Genomic DNA, 18,749 nt, shown 5'->3' with positions numbered 1-18,749 from the left:
CCAACCCTGGAATGTTCTCAACGCGTTTCCAACATGTCAATGGATCGATCTGCCACCCCGGCTGGCCAGCTAACATCCGATCTGATGAAGCTCAAGCTGGACTTGCATGACATCTTCAACCGGGGGCACGACATCGATCGTGCGCTCCGGGGGATCATCGACGAGGCGGTCGCCAAGAAGGCCACTCTCGTCGAGATCATCCCGGGTAAGGGATCCGGGCAGCTCAAGAAGCGGGTGCTGCGGTTCCTCGACCAGAAGGAGATCAAGGCGCTGTACCACCGCGTCGAGAAGGACTCCAAGAACTTCGGCCGCCTCTTCATACACTTCCGCTGGCGCTGACTACGAGCCCAGATACCTCAGCACGGCGAGCACCCGCCGGCTGTACCCCGTCGTGTGCGACAGGTCGAGCTTGTCGAAGATGCTGTTGACGTGCTTCTCGACCGCGCTCTGCGAGACGTGCAACTGCTCGGCGATCGTGGCGTTGGTGTGCCCCTGCGCCATGTGGTCGAGCACGTCACGCTCGCGGGGTGTCAGCCGGCTCAGCGGGTCGGTGTGAGTGGTCCGGGCGAGCAGCTGCCGCACCACCTCCGGATCGAACGCGGTGCCGCCGGCCCCGACCCGGTCCAGCGCCTCGAGGAACTCACCCACCTGCGCGACACGATCCTTCAAGAGGTACCCGACACCGTCGGTGTGCGCGGTGAGCAACTCGACCGCGTAACGCCTCTCGACGTACTGGGAAAGCACCAGGACCCCGACGCGCGGCCACCGGCCACGCAGCTCCATGGCGGCGCGCAGCCCTTCGTCCGTGTGAGTCGGCGGCATCCGCACGTCGACGACCACGACGTCCGGCTGGTCCGCGGCGACAGCCGCGAGCAGCGCGTCGCCGTCGCCGACGGCGGCGACGACCTCGTGCCCCTCGTCGGCGAGCAACCGGACCAGGCCCTCCCGAAGCAGCGTCGAGTCTTCGGCCAGCATCACGCGCATGGCAGCTCCGCCACGATGGTCGTCGGCCCACCAACCGGACTGTCCACATCGAACCGGCCGTCGAGCGCGGCGACCCGCCGCGCCAGCCCGGACAGGCCACCGCCGGCCGGATCAGCTCCGCCCACACCGTCATCGCGCACGCGCACCAACACCCTGCCCTCCTCAGTGGACACCCGCACAATGACCGTGCTGGCCCGCGAATGCTTGGCCGCGTTGGTGACCGCTTCCGACACCACGAAGTAGGCCGCCGTCTCCACCGGCCTAGCTGGCCGCTCAGTCAGCTCGTAACGAACCCGCACCGGCAATCCGGCCCGCTCGGCGACCCGCAGCAACGCCTCGTCCAGGCCGAGATGGTCCAGCGCGGCCGGATACGCCCGCCAGGCAACGTCGCGCAGCTCGTCGAGGATCTGCCGCGCCTCCTCGTGCGCCTGTCGCAGCAGGTCACTGTCGCCCTGGGTGCGCCGAGCCCGCCCAAGCAGCATGCCGAGCGCGACCAGCCTTTGCTGCACTCCATCGTGCAGGTCGCGTTCGATCCGGCGGCGTTCGGCATCGACCGCCTCCACCACCCCGGCACGGCTCGTGGCGAGCTCGGTGATCCGCCGCTCCAGTCGCTCCCGCTCACTCGGCCCGAGGAAGTGCCGCGCCACCCTCCGCTCCAGTGCGACGAGCCCGACGAACCCCTGCACACTGATGAAGAGCAGCACCATGCCAATCACCACCTGCGAGCCGAAGGTGATCAGAGCGCTGCGCCCGATGAGAAAATGCCAGACCCAGACGGCTCCTACCGCCACCCCGTAGACGAACAGCAGGACGAGCAGTCCGCCGAGCAGCCCGACCGCCCAGCGGACCGCCAGGTAACGATAGGCACGCTCGCCGGTGAAGTCGGCCGCGTTCTCGGCGCCGTAAAAGGCGGCCAGCCGCCGCCGCTCCATCGCGGCAAGACGGCGGGCGCCCCCGTAGACCGCCCGCCGTGCTCCGGGAACCGCCGCTAGGAAGCCAGCGAGCACGACGTAGGCCAGCTCAAGCACGGCACTGAGCGCCCCCAACGCGACGCCCAGCCCAGTCCGTGCCCAGCCCTGCCACATGGTCGCGAGGCTACCGTTGTGGTTTTCCGCAGGTCATGGCCTGGGGAAAACCGCTGGACTACTCGAAGTGCACGTACGGTTCGTAGCAGACCTTGACGTGTGCGTAGGACGACGGCTTTGCCTCATGGGCTTGCGCCGGAGCCGAGACCGCGCCGACGGCGAGGCCCGTCCCAAGTATTGCGAGAACTGCGGACCGCAGAACCCACCTCATATTCGCTCCCCCCAGCCGCACATGGCGGCCAGACTGCTGAATACCTCCGTGATCAGTGGGCGTCGGCCCCCAAAGATCACCGCCAGCGGGGAACAGTATCACTAGCACGGGAAATAGCTAGATCTGATTTGGTATTTGTGCCGGGCTCAGGCGGCTGCGGCGACGTATCCCCTGGCCAGTCACGTATTGCATTGACAGAGTTGATAGTATTGAGTTCTCTACAGCTTACCGGTAGCGATATTCCCACCACGAACTGTCGAGTAGGCCTATCTCCTACAGAGAAGTCCCTCGACGCGTAGAAAAGTGCCACGTTCACCAATGCGGCACCTTGCAATATGCAAATAGCTAAGGGCGCGCGGACTTATATCGCCTGCCGGTTGCATAGTGCGAGCCTGGTAGGGTGTACGGCTCATTCAGGGACCGAAGCAGTCCTGCCATCGGGGCATCCAACGTCGATGCGGTGGATTTTGGATGTTGGGCTCGCACGCGCTGGTAGCCGCGTCGGTGGTGGTGCCCCCGGCAAGATTCGAACTTGCGACACACGGTTTAGGAAATCGGTGGCGGCTGTTGTGCCTGCTCGTTGCTGACCTGGGTCCCTACGGCTCGGTGCCAGTCACCGCGCCATGATCATTGCACGTCCGCTGCACGCGTCAGATGGGCAGCGCGCGTATCCGAAGACGGTCGTCGGTGATGACGACGAACGCGCCCTTCACCAGCTCGTCCTCCACGGTATCGAGGTTGGCCAGGAGGATCGCGACGTGAGACGTGGGGAGCCGGTCATGGCGGCGGAAGAGGATCACGCTCGGCGTGCGCCCCTGCGTCCGGGCCAGGATCTCCCCAAAGTCCGTGTCCGCAGAGATCAAGACCCGCCCGTCTTCAACAGCCTTGCGGAGCACTTCCTCATCCGGCGCACCGGTCATCCCGCAGCCAACGACGTGGATGGCGTCGTGCCCCGCCGTGTTGAGCATGTCGGCGACCCGCTGCGGCAGGCACTCGTCGACGAGGAACTTCACGCGGTCAGCCGCAGGGGCAGCTCGCGCTCGTCGACCGCGTTGGCGGCGAACTGGAGCGCGGCCAGGACGTCTTCACGGGTGAGCGTGGAGTAGTCCGCCAGGACGTCATCGACGCTGAAGCCCTGCCCGAGCAGGCCGACGACGGTGGCCACCGGGATGCGAGTCCCGGCGACGCACGGAACGCCACCCATGATCCGGTGGTCGATGGAGATCCTGGCTGCCATGGGGCCATTATCTCTTGCGCGTCCACAAGAGTTCTACCGCCTGCTGTGGCGTCTGGGAGGCGGCTCTCCTCGTCGGGCAGTCACCGACCGGCCAGGTGTCGCGGGCGTGGACAAGGTGGAGCGCCCCACGGACGAACGACCTTGGCTACGTCCGCGGCACCTGGTAGCCCTTGCGGTGCCCGACGAGGAGAGCCGCCGGAACCCGCTCTCCGAGGAGGGCCGGGGTATGGGGCGGAGCCCCATGGTCTTCCACGATCCCGTTTGGCCCACGGGGTGGGTGCGGCTGCCCGGCAGCGCGGTGGCTTCCCGCCCCGGCCGCGCAGCGGTCCGGGGCGGCTTCCCGCCGGGCGGCTCACCGCACCCGCCCTGTGGGCCGCGCCGCGCAGCGGCGCGCTTGATCCAGAAGAGATCAATTCGGCAGCTGCGAGACACGAGAGACGTGCCAGGAGACGGCGATCCGGGACAGACGATGCGACCGACCAGGGACATAGACAGCGACGTGACTGCGGCGTACAACGGGCTTCGTCCAGGAGCGGCCTGGGCATTCGGTTCAAGTAGGCGACCTTCATGCAAAGGTGAGCAGGGCGACGAGGGCTACCGCGACTTTCGTAACGACCGGTAGCATCCTCACAACCAGTCAAACATCGTATACGGACTGGAGTGTGGATCGAAGTGTCGGGTGCGGTTGAGACAGGAATCGTAAAGGCCGTAGTGGGGGCGGCGAGGTTCTTCTTGCCGAAGCTAGCGGAGCGTCGTAGACGCCGGAGCATGGAAGCGAAACTCTTCCCCCTTCTTCCAGAGAATGTTAGCGAGGATCTGCTTACTGCGATGTCCGATCAGGAGCGGCGGAACATCGTCTCTTTTCTCGGCTCAGCGCAGTTCGAGCAGGTAGCGCTGCATGTCACGGTTTCGATCTACAATGGAGCGGACGAAGTTGACCTTGCTGCAGCGCGCGAGGAGCTACGGCTTAGCCTAAGATTGGCGCTCGGCCCTGAGGCTCACTCCCTATACGAGGCAACCGAGTTAATATATAACCTGGTTGTGCGGGCGGCCAATGAGACACTCGCTCGACTGCAGGTTCCGGGTTCCGCGAAAGCTTCCAGCTCCCTTGTAGCAACAAGCGCCAAGATGTCGGCCGCTTCTGTGCGCAATTGTGAAGTCATGAAGCATCTAGGTGTCTTGTCTGAGGTGGACGCCTTCACCGCTGCGCTTCGCGCACAGATTAAAGCCGCGTATGGAACAATGAAACTGCCACATGCTGCCCTCAGTCGGCCACTTCCCTACTCCAAGATTTACGTACCTCAGTACATAAGTCGCTACACTGATAGCCGAGACGCAGGCCCGCTTGGCGGTAAGCCGCTCATCGATGCTAATACGCTGGTCAGTACACAACTACGCTTCGTCCTACTTGGCGATCCGGGAGCCGGAAAGTCGACGTTTGCTTCGAAATTCGCATTTGATTTGGCTACGGATCGGGTGCCCATCCTGCAAAATCGTGTACCCCTCTTGGTAATACTTCGTGATCATACCGACATGCTGCGGGAGTCGGCCGATTCGACATTACTCGACTGCATTAAGGCAAGTTGCGGTCGACCACATCACGTCTTTCCGAGCCTTGAGACGATCGAACATGTACTTCTCAGTGGCCGTGCTATTTTGATTCTTGATGGTGTAGACGAGCTTGGTGACTCCTCCCTGCGCGGTCATCTGGCGCAGTTGATCACCGGATTCGCAAACCGTTATCCCCTAACGCAGATGGTGGTCACTTCTAGGGTCGTGGGGTACTTCGATGCACCGTTAGACGCCGACCAGTTTCCGACATATGCGGTGCGGCCCTTCGTTGAAAGTCAAATCGCGAGCTATGTTGGTAAGTGGTTTGCGGCAAGTTCCGCTCTATACCAAGAGCCGTCGCAACAGTTGGCTGACGCATTCCTGGTAGAAAGCGCCGCAGCGGCCGCCGACTTGCGGTCAAACCCTCTCCTGCTGTCATTGCTATGCGGAATGTATGCTTCGATGCAGTACATCCCTCGAAATAGGCCTGAGGTGTACGAGAAATGTGCCGAGATGCTATTCGAACGCTGGGATAAGTCACGAGGCGTGCATGTACCATTAAGGTTCGCCGCAGATATCAGGCCAGCCGTTCAGCAACTGGCTTGGCGCCTGCTCACGGATACCAAGCAACGGGTTGCGTTACCTCGGGAGGAGATACTTCGCTTTCTGACCGAATACCTTAAAAGCAAGCGATACGAGGACGAAGACGAGGCGCTACAGGCCGCCAACGACTTTCTGGCATTTTGTGCTGGTCGAGCCTGGGCACTAGCCGAGGTAGGCTCGACGCAGGAGGAGCCAGTCTACGGGTTCACCCATAGGACGTTTCTTGAGTACTTCGCAGCGAGCAGGCTCGTCCGTCAGAATCCTGATCCCAAAGCGGTATGGGAAGAAATATCAAGCAAGATCAACGACAGTTCGTGGCGTGAAGTTGGTCTGCTGGCGGTGCAAATCCTCGACAGGACTGTTGAGGATGGAGGGAACGACTTACTTGCCCTTGTCCTAGCCGACGGAAAGTCGAGGCTTTCCCACCTTGCCTTCGTCGCTGACGCGTTTCGTTCTATTTACCCGTCGCCGGGTTTAGGAAGAGAACTGGCGCGGCAGACGGCTCAGGCTATCTGCTCTATCTCAACTACGGATCGCCTGCCGATCATTTATGAGCCGAAGACATTAGAACACTTCTTCGCTATAGATGATTTGGTTATCAGTCTCTTTGTGCGCCAATACGATTATCGAAACAGGATCGTTGAAATGCTAGTGATCGAGCTTACGAACTTGGTGGGCAAGAGTCCGTGGTGGCGCGATCCGGCCGCCCTGTTCCTTGCCGTGCTCGCCAAGCTCGTTCCTTCGAGACTTCCGCGTGAATGGAGTGTGTCGGCGCTTCCGGAACGCGGCGCAGGACCAGCGCAGAAGTGGCAGGCGCTGTTTAGATTCACGAGCACGGTAGACCTTAAACGACTGCCTACCGAGTGCATAATAGGCCATCCTCTCTTCTTTTCCGGTATCAGGTCCGCGCCCGCTGAAGTGCTGCTCCGGAATGTACTTCAAGCCACGGAAAGTGGAGACCAGTATCTCGCGATCCTTAAGAGGATCGAAAGCAGGTTTCTCACCGTGCGGCTGCCCTGGGTGACGATAAGGGCGCCACAAAGGCCCGTACCACTTCCTCGGGTCCAGGTCGAGGGGCCGTCGAAGCTCGTAACACATCTAACACTCGATGAGCTTCGGCGGATTCCGGCGGAAGCGCAAGCTATTGCAGCCTTTCTGACAATGCCTTATGTGGAGGTCACGGAGGTTTCGCCCGAACTTTTGGAGAAGATGCGTCAGGCGGTCGCAGGTGCCGCCGGCTCATTGCCTATCTTCTCCTTGATGTTTTCTGCGCGAAATGGCGTTGTTGCGACGGATGAATGGTTTCGGATGGTGGGCTTTGCGGATCTTTTGTCGGAGTCCAAGAACCTTCTTGAACTATGGCTCAGCGGCCGTGTATCAGTTACGGAGATTTCGCGTTGCGCAGACCAAAAGTTCTACGTCTCGTATGACGACTTTAACATCTTCATTGAAGATGACGATTAGGATACATTATCCTTGCTCAATCAATTGGAATCTCGTATTCCAGCTCAGATCGGTCTGAAGGAAGGACTATGTCGTTCGTCACCTCTACAACGCGGTTCCCCGCACGGATCTGGCGGGTGACGGTTAGCACAGGCGTACCGGCTGGGAGGCAAAGCGCCTTGACTTCTTTGGGCGTTGGCATTCGGGCGCGGACTATCTCGCGAATGTCGGTCACGACTATGTCGATGGCTCGTAGATGCACGGGGTTGTTGTCCACTACTGGTTTCCGGTTTGGGTCGGCGAGTGGTGTGCCTGCGACTGTCTCTAGGATGAAGTAGGAAGTGGAGAGTTGCTGAGGTACACGATGGCTACTAAGCACCAGCTTGCGGCATAGCAGCATAGTCCCGGGCTCGACGTTGAACATGTTAGCCAGTGGTTGTGTGGCAGGGACCTCGTTTATTGTCGCATCGACTTGATACTTATCCGACGGGCGATGGGAATTGTTAGTGCCATACCGGTTGGCGCCGAGTCGGCGTACCGGATACGCCGGACGGGCGTAGGTACCCCGGCCGTGTTCGGTGACGACCAAACCCTCGCTGCGCAGCGCGGCGATGGCTTCGCGGGCGGTTCCCCGGCTGATACCAAACTCTCGGGAGAGCGCGCTCTCTGGGGGAAGTAGTGAGCCGGCTGGGATGGCGCCGGCCTCGATGCGGCGGCGTAGCTCTTCGGCGACCTGGCGGTAGCGGGGTGTTCCTGTGCGTGGGGTTGGCACGCCAACACCGTACCTGTCAGTCGTGTTGTCAACCGGCCACAGTTCTGCTCGTGAACACGTCTAGACAAGTGGTATAGACGTAGGTACCTTTCCCTTGTGCGGCCGGTTGGTGGCCTCGTGACCAAGGGGTTGGCACTCGGCTTCCGTCGGCCGCACCCACGCGAGCCGACCAGCGCTGCCGTGCCGGGCTCCGTGGGTGCGCGGCGCTAGGCATGAGGCGTCGCGCCAACGTCACGGCGGTGGCCGGCGACTTCTCCAGCCGGCTGCTGCTCTTTCGAGACAGGGGTGAGCGATGCCGACCAAGCGGGAGAACTTCGTGCCGAGCCTGCGGGCGCAGTGGCTCGGGGTACGGATGCGTGAGCTGCGTGAGAAGCGTGACCTGACCCTCAAGGAAGTCGCGACGTTTCTGGGCGTGGAGTTCTCGACGCTCGCCAGGTATGAGCGGGCCGAGTGGCCGTTCAAGACCCGGCACGTGGTCGAGCTGCTGGACTTCTACGGCATCACGGACGAAGACGAGCGCGAGAAGGTCACCGACCTCGGGCGTCACATGTGGCGACTCAACCGCTGGGACGCCGACACCGGAGCCGAGGACCATGAGTTGCCCTTCGCCTCCTACCGGTGGGTGCAGAACCGGGCGGTCCAGATCTGCGCCTACGGCACCGTGTGCATCCCGCCGCTGCTTCAGACGCGGGAGTACGCCGACGCGCTCGTGCGCGCTGTCCATGACGAGCTGCCGGCCCACAAGATCGCCAACGCTGTCCAGGATCGGATGGAGCGGCGGAAGATCCTGGAGCGCACCCCGAAGGTTCATGTGACGGCGGTGATCGAGGAGGCGGCATTGAGGCGGGCGGTCGGCGGCACGGCTGTACTGCGGCCGCAACTCGAACACCTCCGCGAGCTGGTCGCGCGGCCCGAGGTCGACATTCGTGTGATGCCACAGAACGTCTTCGGGCATCCGGGCCTACACGGCGCGTTCACGCTGTTCCACATGCGACAGCCGTACCCGCCGGTGGCGTACCTGGAGCACCTAGGCGGCTTCATGTGGCTGGAGTCCGAGCGGGCCGAGCGGTACGCCAAGGTCTACCAGCGGCTGATGGAGACCGCGCTGAGCCCCAGCCTGTCGGCCGTGCATATCGCCGAGTTGACCGAGGAGCTGTGATGGGGCGGCGGCCGGCGAGGTTGACCGCCGCTCGGATCTGGGGCAATACCGCCGTACGCGATGGCGGTGTCGACGGCCTGGCAGGATCGCGGCAGGATCACGGCGACGACGGGCACGGCGAGTGCAAGATGGGCTGCGGCCGGTTTCCCTGCCACATCCGCCAGCACCTCGACCGCGCGGCCGATCTGATCGCAGGGCGGACCACCCGGCAGACGTATCAACATCTAGGAGGTAGCGTGGCAGGCGTGATCACGCGTGACTGGCGTCCCCGGTACCTCCAGCTCGCCGAGGAGCTGCGCGGGCAGATCACGCGCGGCGAACTGGCGCCCGGCACCGCGTTGCCAAGCGAGACGGAGCTGGCTGACACCTCCGGCCTGTCCCGCACCAGTGTCCGCAACGCGATCCGCCAGCTCCGTGAGTGGGGCTTGGTCCGCGCCGAGCAAGGCCGCGGAACGTATGTCCGCGCGCCGCGTCAGCGCGTCCGGCGGCGCAACACCGAGCGGTACCAGTGGGAGAAGAACCGCGTCCACCTGCCCGAGGCCGAGCGACGCAAGACTGGCGGCACCGAACACGACACCGGCCTGACCGTCGAGGATCTGAAGTTCCACGCCGAGTTCGCCCAGGTCGTGGCCGACGAGGACATGGCCGGCGCGTTCGGCGTCGAGCCGGGCACGGCGTTGCTGCGCCGGGTGTACTGGACCAGCTCGCGTCACGAGACCGCGCCGCTGTCCGTGTCGTACTCCTACCTGGTGCACGACATGGTCAAGGGCAATCCGGACCTGTTGAGTGCCGACATGGAGCCGTGGCCGGGCGGGACGCAGCATCAGCTTTATACGGTCGGCATCGAGCTGGACCGGATCGTTGACGTGGTGACGGCCAGGCCGCCGTCGCCGGAAGAGGCCGAGCTGCTCGACATCGAGCCGGGCGTCTCGGTGCTCACCGTGCGGAAGACCTCGCACGACACCGACGACCAGGTGGTCGAGGTCTGCGACATCGTCTTTCCCGGCGATCGCACAGAGCTGGTGTATTCCACCAAACTGTCACGGTGGAGAACTTGACCCAACTCGTCTCGGTCATCACCCCGGTCCACGCGCCCAGCGTCGAGCACTTGGCCGACGCGTACCGGTCGCTTGCCGGGCAGAAGATGCCGGACGGTTGGGACTGGCAATGGCTCGTCCAGGAAGACGGGCAGAACGACATCCTCGCGGGCCACCTGCCCGACGCCCCACGCATCAGCGCAGGCTCCGGCCGGCACGGCGGCCCAGGCGTCGCCCGTACCCTCGCCCTCGCCCGCGCGAGCGGCGACCTGGTCAAGGTGCTCGACGCAGACGACCAACTCACCCCCGGCGCACTCGCCCGCGACATCGCGATCATGACCGACCAGCCACACATCGGCTGGACCACCTCACGCGTGCTCGACCTGATGCCCGACGGATCAACCGTCGGCTTCGAACACGACCCACCAGACGGCCCGATCGCACGCCGGGCCGTCCTGGACTTCTGGCGCAGCAACAATTACCGCGCCCAGGTCCACCCCGCCACCATGTGCATCCGCCGGAACCTCCTGCTCGCCCTAGGCGGCTGGATGGCCCTACCGGCCTCGGAGGACACCGGCCTACTCCTGGCGGCCAACGTCGTGTCGGACGGCTACTTCATCGCCGAACCTGGCCTGCTCTACAGGAAATGGCCAGGTCAAGTCACCGGCCAAGCGGCACACGTCGACCCGGACGAGCGGGACGCTCGCATGCGGATTATCGAAGCCAGGGCTCAGGCGCTCCTGGGCGCGTCGTGGCAGCCGTCAGCCCGCTCAAGCAAGCTTGACGGTTACCCCTCCTGAGAACGGCGAGTCGTGGAGCTCCAGCCGCTGTAGCTGCGCATCCTTCGGCACGTCGAACACGACGACCGCATTGACCTGGTTGCCAGGGTTGATCTCGTTGATGAATGCCTCGTTGTTCTGGTTGGCGTACAACGAGGCCGCGCCATCTGCGCTGTGCTTCCGATCCGAAGCGTCATAGGCGAACTGTGACGATGAGTCGAAGGTCTGCGCCTGGTCGCCGATGTTCTTGATCGACATCGTCGCCAGGCAGAACTGACCCTGCGCTTGGGCGCCGAGGGCACTGCTGCCGACCTGACTCTTGCCGCACTCGACCTTCGAGACCACGAATTCGAACTTGCCGTCGCGTACTGGCGTCCCCAGGGCGACCCCGTCCTGTCCGTTGTCACCAGCGGAATCTGTGCCGGAGTCGCTCGAAGTGTCTGAGTCATCGCCGCTCATCGAGGCGACGAGGGCAATTGCCCCGCCGACACAGCACAAGGCAACGAGGCCACCGATCACCGCAAGGACGATCTTGGTCGTGCTTCGCTTCTTCTGGGGTGGAGGACCCGGCATAGGCGGTTGCCCATAGGGCATGCCGGGCGGCGGAGGGGCTGACATGACATTCACGTTAGCCGTAAATCTCTATTGAATATAGCAAAACCGGCGCATGCCACCTCGATGGATGAATCCGTCAAGAGGGGCTGATCAATAGCGCTCACCGCGATTACTTGTTGACATGTCTGCCAAGTTGCTTCTATCTTCGACCTACTTGGCAGACATGCCTACAAGTTGAGTTAGGGAGATGAGCGGATGGCTCTCAAGGGTGGTGTTCGGTTCTCGGTGCGGTTCGAGGACGTGTTCCCGAACGGCTGCGTACTGGTGCCGGACTCGATCGCGGCGGCGCAGGACTTCGACGAAAGGACCCGCGCTCGCACGCCGAGCATGGACAAGCTGACCGGTCAGCGGGTCTGGCAGTGCCGGGTCATGGACATGGACGAGGAGTTGAAGGGCCGCGCCCGTGAGGTATCGGTCAAGATCCTCGCGGACGTCCAGCCGGTGCCGCCGGTCGGCCCGTTCGAGCAGGTCGAGTTCGAGGGCATGACGGTCACGCCGTACGTGAACAACACCGGCCGGTTGACCTACTCGTACCGGGCGACCGGGCTCCGCGCGCCGGTCGTCGAGTCGCGCCGGAAGGCGGCCTGATGGGCGGGGCCTCGGTGGGCGTCAACACCCACGTCTACCCGCAGACGGTGCTGTTCTTCCGCAGCTACCCGGCGGAGGAGCGGGTCACGGTCCACATCGGAGAAGGCGGGGCAGACACAGTCCTGTTCCTTCGCCTGGCTGAGATCGACCGGTTGAGCGCCGTGCTGGACCAGGCGCGGCAGTCCTTGCAGGTGCCGGCCACGCAGGCGGCGGCCTGATCGAGTGTGGCGCGGGGCGGTCTTCGTAGCCGTAGGAAGCCGGACCGCCCCGCTGCCCTCCCGCAAAGGAAGGCGTACCCATCATGGCAAACCGTGGCGGGGGAACCCCGCTGGTCAACTTCCGGCGTCTGTCCGTGCCGACCCCGTGGTGGGTCGTGCTGCTGTTCGCCGGACCGTTCCTGATCTGGCGCGCCGTCTGCCTCACCATCACGGCGGCATCGCTGATGGTCCGAGGCCGTCGGGCGCTGCCCGAGGTCGCCGCACTGCTCACGCTCGTGTGGGCGTGGCACGAGTACGGCTGGCTCCCGCTGGTCCTGGCGGCGGCCCTCGCTGCCGGCCTGGCTGGTCTGTGGTGGTGGCGCTGGCGGGAATCGTGCCAGCGCTGGTTCGTGCTGCCGCTGGTGGCGCGGTGGCGGCGGCTGTGGGTGTACCGGCGGCAGTGGAACGAAGCGATGACCCTCTGCGGCCTGGTCAAGACCTACGACGGCGGCCGCAAAGTTCCGGCGCTGTTGTCCGTGCGATGCACGTACGCGACCGACGAGGTACGCCTCGTCATGCCGCGTGGGCAGAACCCGGAGACCTACCACAAGGCCGCGCCCAACCTCGCGTACTCGTTCGACTCCCGTCACTGCCGCGTCTTCTCTGGCCGGCGCACCGCCCCGCCGATCCGCGGTGGCAGGTGGGCGTGGCTGCTGCGACTGGTCGACCAGGTCCGCTACCGGGACCGGCCGCGTCACATGTGGCTGGTGTTCATCCGCCGCGACCCGCTCACCCAGATCGTGCCGCCGCTGCCCGTACCCAGTGAGCCGGACTTCACCGCGCTGCCGCTGGGCCTGCGCGAAGACCTGGAGGTGTACGCGCTGCGGCTGCTCGCCACACACCTACTGATCGCCGGTGCGACCCGGATGGGCAAGGGCTCAGTGATCTGGTCGCTGGTCCGGGCGCTGGCTGCCGGGATCTCCTCCGGCCTGGTCCAGGTGTGGGCGATCGACCCCAAGGGCGGCATGGAGCTGGCGATCGGGCAGGCGCTGTTCGCCCGGTACTGCGACGACGACTGGTCGGCCATGGCCGACCTGCTCGACCAAGCCGTCGAGGTCATGCGCGAGCGGCAGGCACGGCTGCGCGGCAAGGTCCGCGTACACACACCCACAGTGGACGACCCGCTAATCGTCATCCTGATCGACGAGATCGCCTGCCTGGTGGCGTACCTGCCGGACAGCGAACTACGTGGCCGGATCACCGCGTCGCTGGCGCTGCTGCTCTCGCAAGGCGCGGGCCTCGGAGTCCTGGTGGTGGCTGCGGTGCAGGACCCGCGCAAGGAGGTGCTGTCGCTGCGGGACCTGTTCCCCACCCGTGTCGCGCTCGGCCTGACCGACCGGGGCCAGGTTGACCTCGTCCTCGGGGACGGTGCCCGCGACCGGGGCGCGTTGGCCGATCAGATCCCGATCACCGCCAAGGGCGTCGGCTACGTCCTGATCGACGGCCAGCCGGAGCCGGCCCGCGTCCGCTTCTCCTATGTGGACGACGACCTGATCCGCGACATGGCAGTCACCTATCCGGCGCCGCCGGTGCTGCGCCCGGTCAACAGGCACACCTACCGGCCGACACCGCGTCCCGGGCCGCTGCTTCCGCCGACGCTGCTCGACGCGCTGAACGAGGGCGGTGAGGCGGCATGAGCGAGCGTCGTTTCTACCGCCTGCGCACACCGGACGGGATCGCGGTGTCGGTCCGGGTCATCGACGGAGCCGACCTGTACATCGCGGTCGGCTCCGGCCGGCGCCGCATGTACCTCACGCCCGAGGAGGCGTGGGCGCTGTGGCGCTGCCTGTCCGAAGCCGTCGCCTCGACCGGCGAGCCGCCCACCTGGATCCGCACCCACGTCCGTCCGACCGGCCGCTGAGGGGAGGCGCTGTGAAGATCGCAAGCCGCGACCGGGTAGAGGTCGCCCTGCTCGTCGTCATCCTCCTCGTGGTCGCCGTGTTCGCCGGAGCCGCCTCGTTCACCCACGTCAAGGAGTGGACGATGGACAACTCCCCGACCGGCACCCCGGCGTGGTTCGGCTGGGCCAACGCGGTGATCTCCGAACTGATCCCGGCTGCCGCGCTGCTGGAGATCCGCCGTCGCCGCCGGATCGGCCTACCGGTCGGGTACCCGCTGTTCCTGATCGTCGCCGCCGTCGCGCTGTCGATGTCCGCGCAGCTCGCCGTAGCCAAGCCCAGCATCTCCGGCTGGCTGCTGTCCGCCGTGCCCGCGCTGGCGTTCCTTGGCCTGTCCAAGCTCGTCCTTGCCGCACCAGCCGCACCGACCGAGCCGGCAGCGCTGCCAGAGCCGATCGCCGAGCCAGAGCCGATCGTCGTGGCGCCGGCACCAGCGGTCAGCCGCGCAAACGGGCACATCCTCGCCTCGGAGGTGGTCCGATGAGCCGCCTCTGGGCCACCGCGCTCGCCCTGGTCGACGCCATCCGATCCCGCCGGCCCGTCCAGCCGACTGGCACGCCGAACAGGTTCCCCGGCGCGTGCCCGAGCTGGTGCGCCGGCGACCACCGCTGCACGGCCCGCAACGACAACCCCGCCGGCGAACACCGCAGCAAGACCGTCATGTGGCACACCGGATACGGGCGACTCTCCGTCATCGCCGTCCAGGACGTATGCGGCCGCCGCTGGGTCGAACTGGCCGCGACGATCGAGATCGACCCCCGGCACGCCATCGACACCACCCGCATGCTGCCGCCCGCCGTCGATGTGGTGATCCGCGCGGTCCTGGCCGGCCAACCCGACCGGACCGTCCCGACGCCACGCCGCGCCCGACCGATCCGGGAGGTACGCCCATGACAACCCGCGCGGCCCCGCTCGCCATGCCCACTCGACGGTGCTGCCCGCGCCTGGCGTCGTGCAACCAGCTCGTAACAGCACGGAGGTGATCCGATGACCGCCCCCACCCTGCCGGTACCGGCCACCGAACCGAATCCGGGCTCGCGCGCGGCGCGCATGGCGCTACCTCGGTCGGTCGACGTACTGCGGGACATCGCGACCGAGTACGGCGTCTGCATCCGCCCGGTGGCCATGCGCCGCACCGACCTCGACACCGGGCAGACCGAAGTGATCGACCTGCCGTGCGGCGCGACCCGCGAAGACAAGTGCCCACCGTGCGCCAAGCGGAACCGGCGGCTGCGGCAGGCGCAGATCCGCGAAGGCTGGCACCGGTCGGACGAGCCGCTGCCCGGCCCCGAACCGGCCACCGACGAGCAGAAGGCACTCGTCGTGCTGCGGGCACACTACGAGTTCGAGCGCGATGACGCCGCACGGCGGTCCTTGTGGGACCAGGTGGCTGAGCTGGACGACGCGATCCGCGAGGTGGAGGAGGCCATCGCGACGGAGGGGTTGCGTGGACGGGTTGCTCCCCCACACGTCGTCGACGACCAGGACGAGGAGTCCGGGAAGCGGCGCAAGCGCTCCACTCGCCGGCGGCAGGACGCGCCAGACCTGCCCCGGCGCAAGGTGGACCCACGCACGGTCGGCAAGGTCTACACCGCCCCGGACGGCAGCACCCACCAGCCGTCGATGTGGCTGACCCTCACGCTTGACTCGCACGGGCCGGTGCTCGGCGACGGTACTCCGGTTCACCCGGACCGGTACGACTACCGCCGGGCCGCCTGGGATGCCGTGCACTTCCCCCGGTTGCTCGACCGGTTCTGGCAGAACCTGCGCCGCTGCGAGGGCTGGAACGTCCAGTACGCCGGCTGCGTCGAGCCGCAACGGCGACTCGCCCCACACGCGCACTTCGCGATCCGCGGCACGATCCCCCGTGCGGTGCTGCGGCAGGTTGCTGCGGCGACCTATCACCAGGTGTGGTGGCCGTCCGTAGACGTGCAGCGGTACACCCGCGAGCGTCCCCCGGTCTGGGACGAGCAGGCGGCCGCGTGGGTCGACCCGGACACTCGTGCCCCGCTGGCCACCTGGGCTGAGGCGCTGGACGCCATCGACCAGGACCCGGACGCCGAACCGGTTCACGTGGTGCACTTCGGCGCCCAGGTCGACGCACGCGGCGTCATGCCCGGCACCGACGACGCCGAGCGCACGATCCGGTACATCACGAAGTACATCACCAAGCAGACCGGCGCCTGCCACAGCATCGCCAGCGATCGGCAGCGCCGGCACCTCGACCGGCTCTGGCAACAGCTCCAAGTGACCCCGTGCACCGACCGGTGCGCTAACTGGCTGCTGTACGGCGTCCAGCCCAAGAAGGCACACGGCAAGCTCAAGCCCGGCCGCTGCAAGGGCAAGGTGCACCAACGCGAAACGCTCGGCATCGGCGGCCGGCGCATCCTCATCTCCCGCGACTGGTCCGGTAAAACCCTGGCCGACCACAAGTACGACGCACGGGCCTGGGTCCGCTCTCTACTCGGCGTCACCACCGACCTCGCCGACGCGGGCCACGCCGACGAAAGCGGCGACCGGCGGCACGCCTGGGAACTCGCCCGACCTGACGACCCCGACGTACCGCCCATGGCACATCGGCTCCTGCGGGCCATCTCCGAACGTGCCCGGTGGCGCAGCGAGCTCCTCGCAGCCAAGGACCGGGCGGCGCGGGGAACGCCCGATGTTTCGGCAACTGGCGGCGAGACAACGGCGAACGGGGAGGAATGACCACAGTGGAGGACTGCCTGATGACCGTACCGGAGGTCCTGGCGGCGCTTAACAACGTCTCTCGGCGGACGTTCTACCGGTGGCGTGAGCTGGGTGTCGCTCCGGAGTGCGTCCGGCTGCCAAACGGGGAGCTGCGGGTATGGCGCAGTGACCTGCGCGTCTGGCTTGAGCGGCAGCGGGAGGCGGCGGCGTGAAGTCTCGCGAGGTTCGCATCCGGAAGATCCAGATCAACACGCTTGCCAACAGAAAGAAGTCCTACACCGTGCGCTGGGTGGTCGCCGGCGAGCCGAAGTCGCGGACCTTCACGACACGCGCGCTGGCGGATCACTACCGTTCCGACCTCATGCAGGCGGCCAATCGGGGTGAAGCGTTCGACACGGAAACCGGTCTGCCCGACTCGATGGTCCGCGCGGTGGAGGCGGTGAGCTGGTTCAGCTTTATCCTGCGCTACGTCGACATGAAGTGGCCGGGTGCGGCAGCGAAGTCGCGCGACAGCATGACCGACGCGTTGGCGACCGTGACGCCGACTCTGGTGCGCGCGATGCCCGGCCGCCCAGACGTCGCGGTTCTTCGCCGCGCGCTGCGGGAGTACGCCCTGCCTCCGGCTGCTCGGCAACTCACGCGCCCGCCAGACATCGCGGCGGCTTTGCGATGGCTGGAGAAGGCGTCGCTTGATCTGCCTGATCTGATCGATGCCGCCGTCATCCGTCCGGCGCTTGACGCGGTGGCGCTTAGGCTCGACGGTCGCTCGGCGGCGGCTACCACGGCCAGGCGCAAGCGGTCAGTCTTCTACAACGTGCTTCAGTTCGCGGTCGAATTGGAGCTGCTGGACTTCAATCCGGTGGACAAGCTCCGGGTCCGATCCAACCGCCGGAAGGTCGCCAGCGAGATCGACAGGCGTGTGGTTGCGAGTGCGCGCCAGGTACGCGAATTGCTTTCGGCAGTGACCTACGTCGGTCGGAGGGGCAGGGAGGGGCGTCGAGGTGAACGCCTGTACGCGTTCTTCGCCTGCCTGTACCTCGCCGCTCTGCGTCCCGGTGAGGCGCTGGGTCTTCGGCAACGAGACTGCCACCTGCCCGAGGAGGGTTGGGGCCTTCTCACGGTCGAGAAGTCTCGGCCGGCGGCGGGCAAGCGCTACACCGACAGCGGGGAGGTGCACGACGACCGTGGCCTCAAGCACCGGGGCGAGACCGAGACGCGGGCGGTACCCATCCCTCCAGAGCTGGTGGCGATACTCCGCACGCACATCGAACGTTTCGGCGTCGCCGACGACGGCCGGCTGTTCCGCAGCGAGCGGGGGAACGTCGTGGCGGCCTCCACGTACTCGCGGGTGTGGGAGGAAGCACGGGCGCTTGGTCTGACACCGGACCGGGTCCAGTCACCGCTGGCCGGCCGTCCGTACGACCTACGGCACGCGGGCGTCTCGCTGTGGCTGAACGCTGGCGTCCCTGCGCCGGACGTCGCGGAGCGGGCGGGTCACTCGGTTGACGTGCTGCTGCGGGTGTACGCGAAGTGCATCGACGGCAACCAGGGGATCATGAACGCCCGGATCGAGGCAGCTCTTGCGGCGTGAGCGTGCTGACCTGGGGAAACTCGATCAAGATCATTGCACGCCCTTTGCAGGACTGGCGACAAACGGCGACTCAGGACGACACATGGCTGCCTACGGTGACCAATCGACCCATGGCAGTAAGGCCAGCTCAGAGGCTGTTTCGCGAGATCAAAGGGGTGCCCCCGGCAAGATTCGAACTTGCGACACACGGTTTAGGAAACCGATGCTCTATCCCCTGAGCTACGAGGGCGCGGCCTCCTAGGGTACCT

Annotated in this window: 20 protein-coding genes and 1 tRNA gene; 14 read left to right on the top strand and 7 right to left on the bottom strand. The window is 65.6% G+C overall.

All coding sequences use genetic code 11. The annotated features are described in order from the left end of the window. The first annotated feature begins 84 nt into the window (after window positions 1-84). Window positions 85-339 carry a Smr/MutS family protein gene (locus tag V6V89_RS18770; protein WP_334620454.1) on the top strand — a complete coding sequence of 85 codons (255 nt, stop codon included), beginning with the start codon at window positions 85-87 and terminating at the stop codon, window positions 337-339. Here the strand turns inward: V6V89_RS18770 and V6V89_RS18765 are convergent, their stop codons facing one another. The 4 genes from V6V89_RS18765 to V6V89_RS18750 all read right to left on the bottom strand — a co-directional run bounded on the left by V6V89_RS18765 (window position 340) and on the right by V6V89_RS18750 (window position 3,517). Next, window positions 340-984, bottom strand: a complete 645-nt coding sequence (locus V6V89_RS18765; protein ID WP_334620453.1) for a response regulator transcription factor — start codon at window positions 982-984, stop codon at window positions 340-342. Beyond that, entirely contained in the window at window positions 975-2,069 is a 1,095-nt protein-coding gene (locus V6V89_RS18760; RefSeq protein WP_334620452.1) for a sensor histidine kinase, read from the bottom strand. Before V6V89_RS18760 ends, V6V89_RS18765 begins: the two co-directional genes overlap by 10 nt. An 861-nt stretch (window positions 2,070-2,930) precedes the next feature. After that, window positions 2,931-3,293, bottom strand: coding sequence for a DUF5615 family PIN-like protein (locus V6V89_RS18755; RefSeq protein WP_334620451.1), 363 nt, complete (start codon window positions 3,291-3,293; stop codon window positions 2,931-2,933). Beyond that, entirely contained in the window at window positions 3,290-3,517 is a 228-nt protein-coding gene (locus V6V89_RS18750; RefSeq protein WP_334620450.1) for a DUF433 domain-containing protein, read from the bottom strand. Before V6V89_RS18750 ends, V6V89_RS18755 begins: the two co-directional genes overlap by 4 nt. A gap of 768 nt (window positions 3,518-4,285) precedes the next feature. Between V6V89_RS18750 and V6V89_RS18745 the strand changes: the two genes are divergently transcribed. Continuing rightward, window positions 4,286-7,135 carry an NACHT domain-containing protein gene (locus tag V6V89_RS18745; RefSeq protein WP_334620449.1) on the top strand — a complete coding sequence of 950 codons (2,850 nt, stop codon included), beginning with the start codon at window positions 4,286-4,288 and terminating at the stop codon, window positions 7,133-7,135. A 16-nt stretch (window positions 7,136-7,151) separates the two neighbouring features. Here the strand turns inward: V6V89_RS18745 and V6V89_RS18740 are convergent, their stop codons facing one another. After that, a complete protein-coding gene (locus tag V6V89_RS18740; RefSeq protein WP_334620448.1) occupies window positions 7,152-7,886 on the bottom strand; it encodes a GntR family transcriptional regulator in 735 nt (244 codons plus the stop codon). Window positions 7,887-8,178: 292 nt separating this feature from the next. Here V6V89_RS18740 and V6V89_RS18735 point away from each other — a divergent pair, with 292 nt between their 5' ends. The 3 genes from V6V89_RS18735 to V6V89_RS18725 all read left to right on the top strand — a co-directional run bounded on the left by V6V89_RS18735 (window position 8,179) and on the right by V6V89_RS18725 (window position 10,882). Next, on the top strand, window positions 8,179-9,045 hold the full coding sequence (locus V6V89_RS18735) for a helix-turn-helix domain-containing protein (RefSeq protein WP_334620447.1): 867 nt from the start codon (window positions 8,179-8,181) through the stop codon (window positions 9,043-9,045). Between the two features lie 245 nt (window positions 9,046-9,290). Then, entirely contained in the window at window positions 9,291-10,103 is an 813-nt protein-coding gene (locus V6V89_RS18730; RefSeq protein WP_334620446.1) for a GntR family transcriptional regulator, read from the top strand. Then, entirely contained in the window at window positions 10,091-10,882 is a 792-nt protein-coding gene (locus tag V6V89_RS18725; protein ID WP_334620445.1) for a glycosyltransferase family 2 protein, read from the top strand. Before V6V89_RS18730 ends, V6V89_RS18725 begins: the two co-directional genes overlap by 13 nt. Here V6V89_RS18725 and V6V89_RS18720 read toward each other — a convergent pair. After that, window positions 10,853-11,380, bottom strand: coding sequence for a DUF4352 domain-containing protein (locus V6V89_RS18720; protein ID WP_334620444.1), 528 nt, complete (start codon window positions 11,378-11,380; stop codon window positions 10,853-10,855). The genes V6V89_RS18725 and V6V89_RS18720 overlap by 30 nt on opposite strands. Before the next feature lie 291 nt (window positions 11,381-11,671). Here V6V89_RS18720 and V6V89_RS18715 point away from each other — a divergent pair, with 291 nt between their 5' ends. The 9 genes from V6V89_RS18715 to V6V89_RS18675 all read left to right on the top strand — a co-directional run bounded on the left by V6V89_RS18715 (window position 11,672) and on the right by V6V89_RS18675 (window position 18,501). Beyond that, entirely contained in the window at window positions 11,672-12,064 is a 393-nt protein-coding gene (locus tag V6V89_RS18715; RefSeq protein WP_334620443.1) for a transcriptional regulator, read from the top strand. Beyond that, window positions 12,064-12,282, top strand: a complete 219-nt coding sequence (locus tag V6V89_RS18710) for a hypothetical protein (protein ID WP_334620442.1) — start codon at window positions 12,064-12,066, stop codon at window positions 12,280-12,282. The genes V6V89_RS18715 and V6V89_RS18710 overlap by 1 nt, the downstream gene beginning before the upstream one ends. An 83-nt stretch (window positions 12,283-12,365) precedes the next feature. Continuing rightward, window positions 12,366-13,958, top strand: a complete 1,593-nt coding sequence (locus V6V89_RS18705; RefSeq protein ID WP_334620441.1) for an FtsK/SpoIIIE domain-containing protein — start codon at window positions 12,366-12,368, stop codon at window positions 13,956-13,958. Beyond that, entirely contained in the window at window positions 13,955-14,182 is a 228-nt protein-coding gene (locus tag V6V89_RS18700) for a hypothetical protein (protein ID WP_334620440.1), read from the top strand. Before V6V89_RS18705 ends, V6V89_RS18700 begins: the two co-directional genes overlap by 4 nt. A gap of 11 nt (window positions 14,183-14,193) precedes the next feature. Beyond that, window positions 14,194-14,703 (top strand): DUF2637 domain-containing protein, encoded by a 510-nt coding sequence (locus V6V89_RS18695; protein ID WP_334620439.1) that lies wholly within the window; start codon window positions 14,194-14,196, stop codon window positions 14,701-14,703. Then, window positions 14,700-15,113: a hypothetical protein gene (locus tag V6V89_RS18690; RefSeq protein ID WP_334620438.1), complete on the top strand. Its 414-nt coding sequence runs from the start codon at window positions 14,700-14,702 to the stop codon at window positions 15,111-15,113. The genes V6V89_RS18695 and V6V89_RS18690 overlap by 4 nt, the downstream gene beginning before the upstream one ends. 93 nt (window positions 15,114-15,206) lie before the next feature. Beyond that, the gene (locus tag V6V89_RS18685; RefSeq protein ID WP_334620437.1) at window positions 15,207-16,928 is read left to right on the top strand and encodes a replication initiator; all 1,722 of its coding nucleotides are present in this window, start codon (window positions 15,207-15,209) and stop codon (window positions 16,926-16,928) included. Between the two features lie 20 nt (window positions 16,929-16,948). Further along, a complete protein-coding gene (locus V6V89_RS18680) occupies window positions 16,949-17,122 on the top strand; it encodes a helix-turn-helix transcriptional regulator (protein ID WP_334620436.1) in 174 nt (57 codons plus the stop codon). Beyond that, on the top strand, window positions 17,119-18,501 hold the full coding sequence (locus V6V89_RS18675) for a tyrosine-type recombinase/integrase (protein ID WP_334620435.1): 1,383 nt from the start codon (window positions 17,119-17,121) through the stop codon (window positions 18,499-18,501). The genes V6V89_RS18680 and V6V89_RS18675 overlap by 4 nt, the downstream gene beginning before the upstream one ends. A gap of 156 nt (window positions 18,502-18,657) precedes the next feature. On the opposite strand, the gene V6V89_RS18670 is transcribed toward V6V89_RS18675, so the two are convergent. Further along, a tRNA-Arg gene (locus V6V89_RS18670) sits at window positions 18,658-18,730 on the bottom strand. Window positions 18,731-18,749 lie beyond the last annotated feature (19 nt).

This window comes from Micromonospora sp. CPCC 206061 (assembly GCF_036906915.1).
In the GTDB taxonomy this organism is placed as follows: Bacteria; Actinomycetota; Actinomycetes; order Mycobacteriales; family Micromonosporaceae; genus Phytohabitans.
The sequence above is the reverse complement of the archived record's forward strand: the minus strand, read 5'-3'. Positions and strand labels throughout refer to the sequence as shown.

What these genes read in the sequence shown, in the direction of transcription:
- V6V89_RS18770 (WP_334620454.1), top strand. Translation starts at nt 85, where the DNA reads ATGAAGCTCAAGCTGGACTTGCATGACATCTTCAACCGGGGGCACGAC.
- V6V89_RS18765 (WP_334620453.1), bottom strand. Translation starts at nt 984, where the DNA reads ATGCGCGTGATGCTGGCCGAAGACTCGACGCTGCTTCGGGAGGGCCTG.
- V6V89_RS18760 (WP_334620452.1), bottom strand. Translation starts at nt 2,069, where the DNA reads ATGTGGCAGGGCTGGGCACGGACTGGGCTGGGCGTCGCGTTGGGGGCG.
- V6V89_RS18750 (WP_334620450.1), bottom strand. Translation starts at nt 3,517, where the DNA reads ATGGCAGCCAGGATCTCCATCGACCACCGGATCATGGGTGGCGTTCCG.
- V6V89_RS18745 (WP_334620449.1), top strand. Translation starts at nt 4,286, where the DNA reads ATGGAAGCGAAACTCTTCCCCCTTCTTCCAGAGAATGTTAGCGAGGAT.
- V6V89_RS18735 (WP_334620447.1), top strand. Translation starts at nt 8,179, where the DNA reads ATGCCGACCAAGCGGGAGAACTTCGTGCCGAGCCTGCGGGCGCAGTGG.
- V6V89_RS18715 (WP_334620443.1), top strand. Translation starts at nt 11,672, where the DNA reads ATGGCTCTCAAGGGTGGTGTTCGGTTCTCGGTGCGGTTCGAGGACGTG.
- V6V89_RS18710 (WP_334620442.1), top strand. Translation starts at nt 12,064, where the DNA reads ATGGGCGGGGCCTCGGTGGGCGTCAACACCCACGTCTACCCGCAGACG.
- V6V89_RS18705 (WP_334620441.1), top strand. Translation starts at nt 12,366, where the DNA reads ATGGCAAACCGTGGCGGGGGAACCCCGCTGGTCAACTTCCGGCGTCTG.
- V6V89_RS18700 (WP_334620440.1), top strand. Translation starts at nt 13,955, where the DNA reads ATGAGCGAGCGTCGTTTCTACCGCCTGCGCACACCGGACGGGATCGCG.
- V6V89_RS18690 (WP_334620438.1), top strand. Translation starts at nt 14,700, where the DNA reads ATGAGCCGCCTCTGGGCCACCGCGCTCGCCCTGGTCGACGCCATCCGA.
- V6V89_RS18685 (WP_334620437.1), top strand. Translation starts at nt 15,207, where the DNA reads ATGACCGCCCCCACCCTGCCGGTACCGGCCACCGAACCGAATCCGGGC.
- V6V89_RS18680 (WP_334620436.1), top strand. Translation starts at nt 16,949, where the DNA reads ATGACCGTACCGGAGGTCCTGGCGGCGCTTAACAACGTCTCTCGGCGG.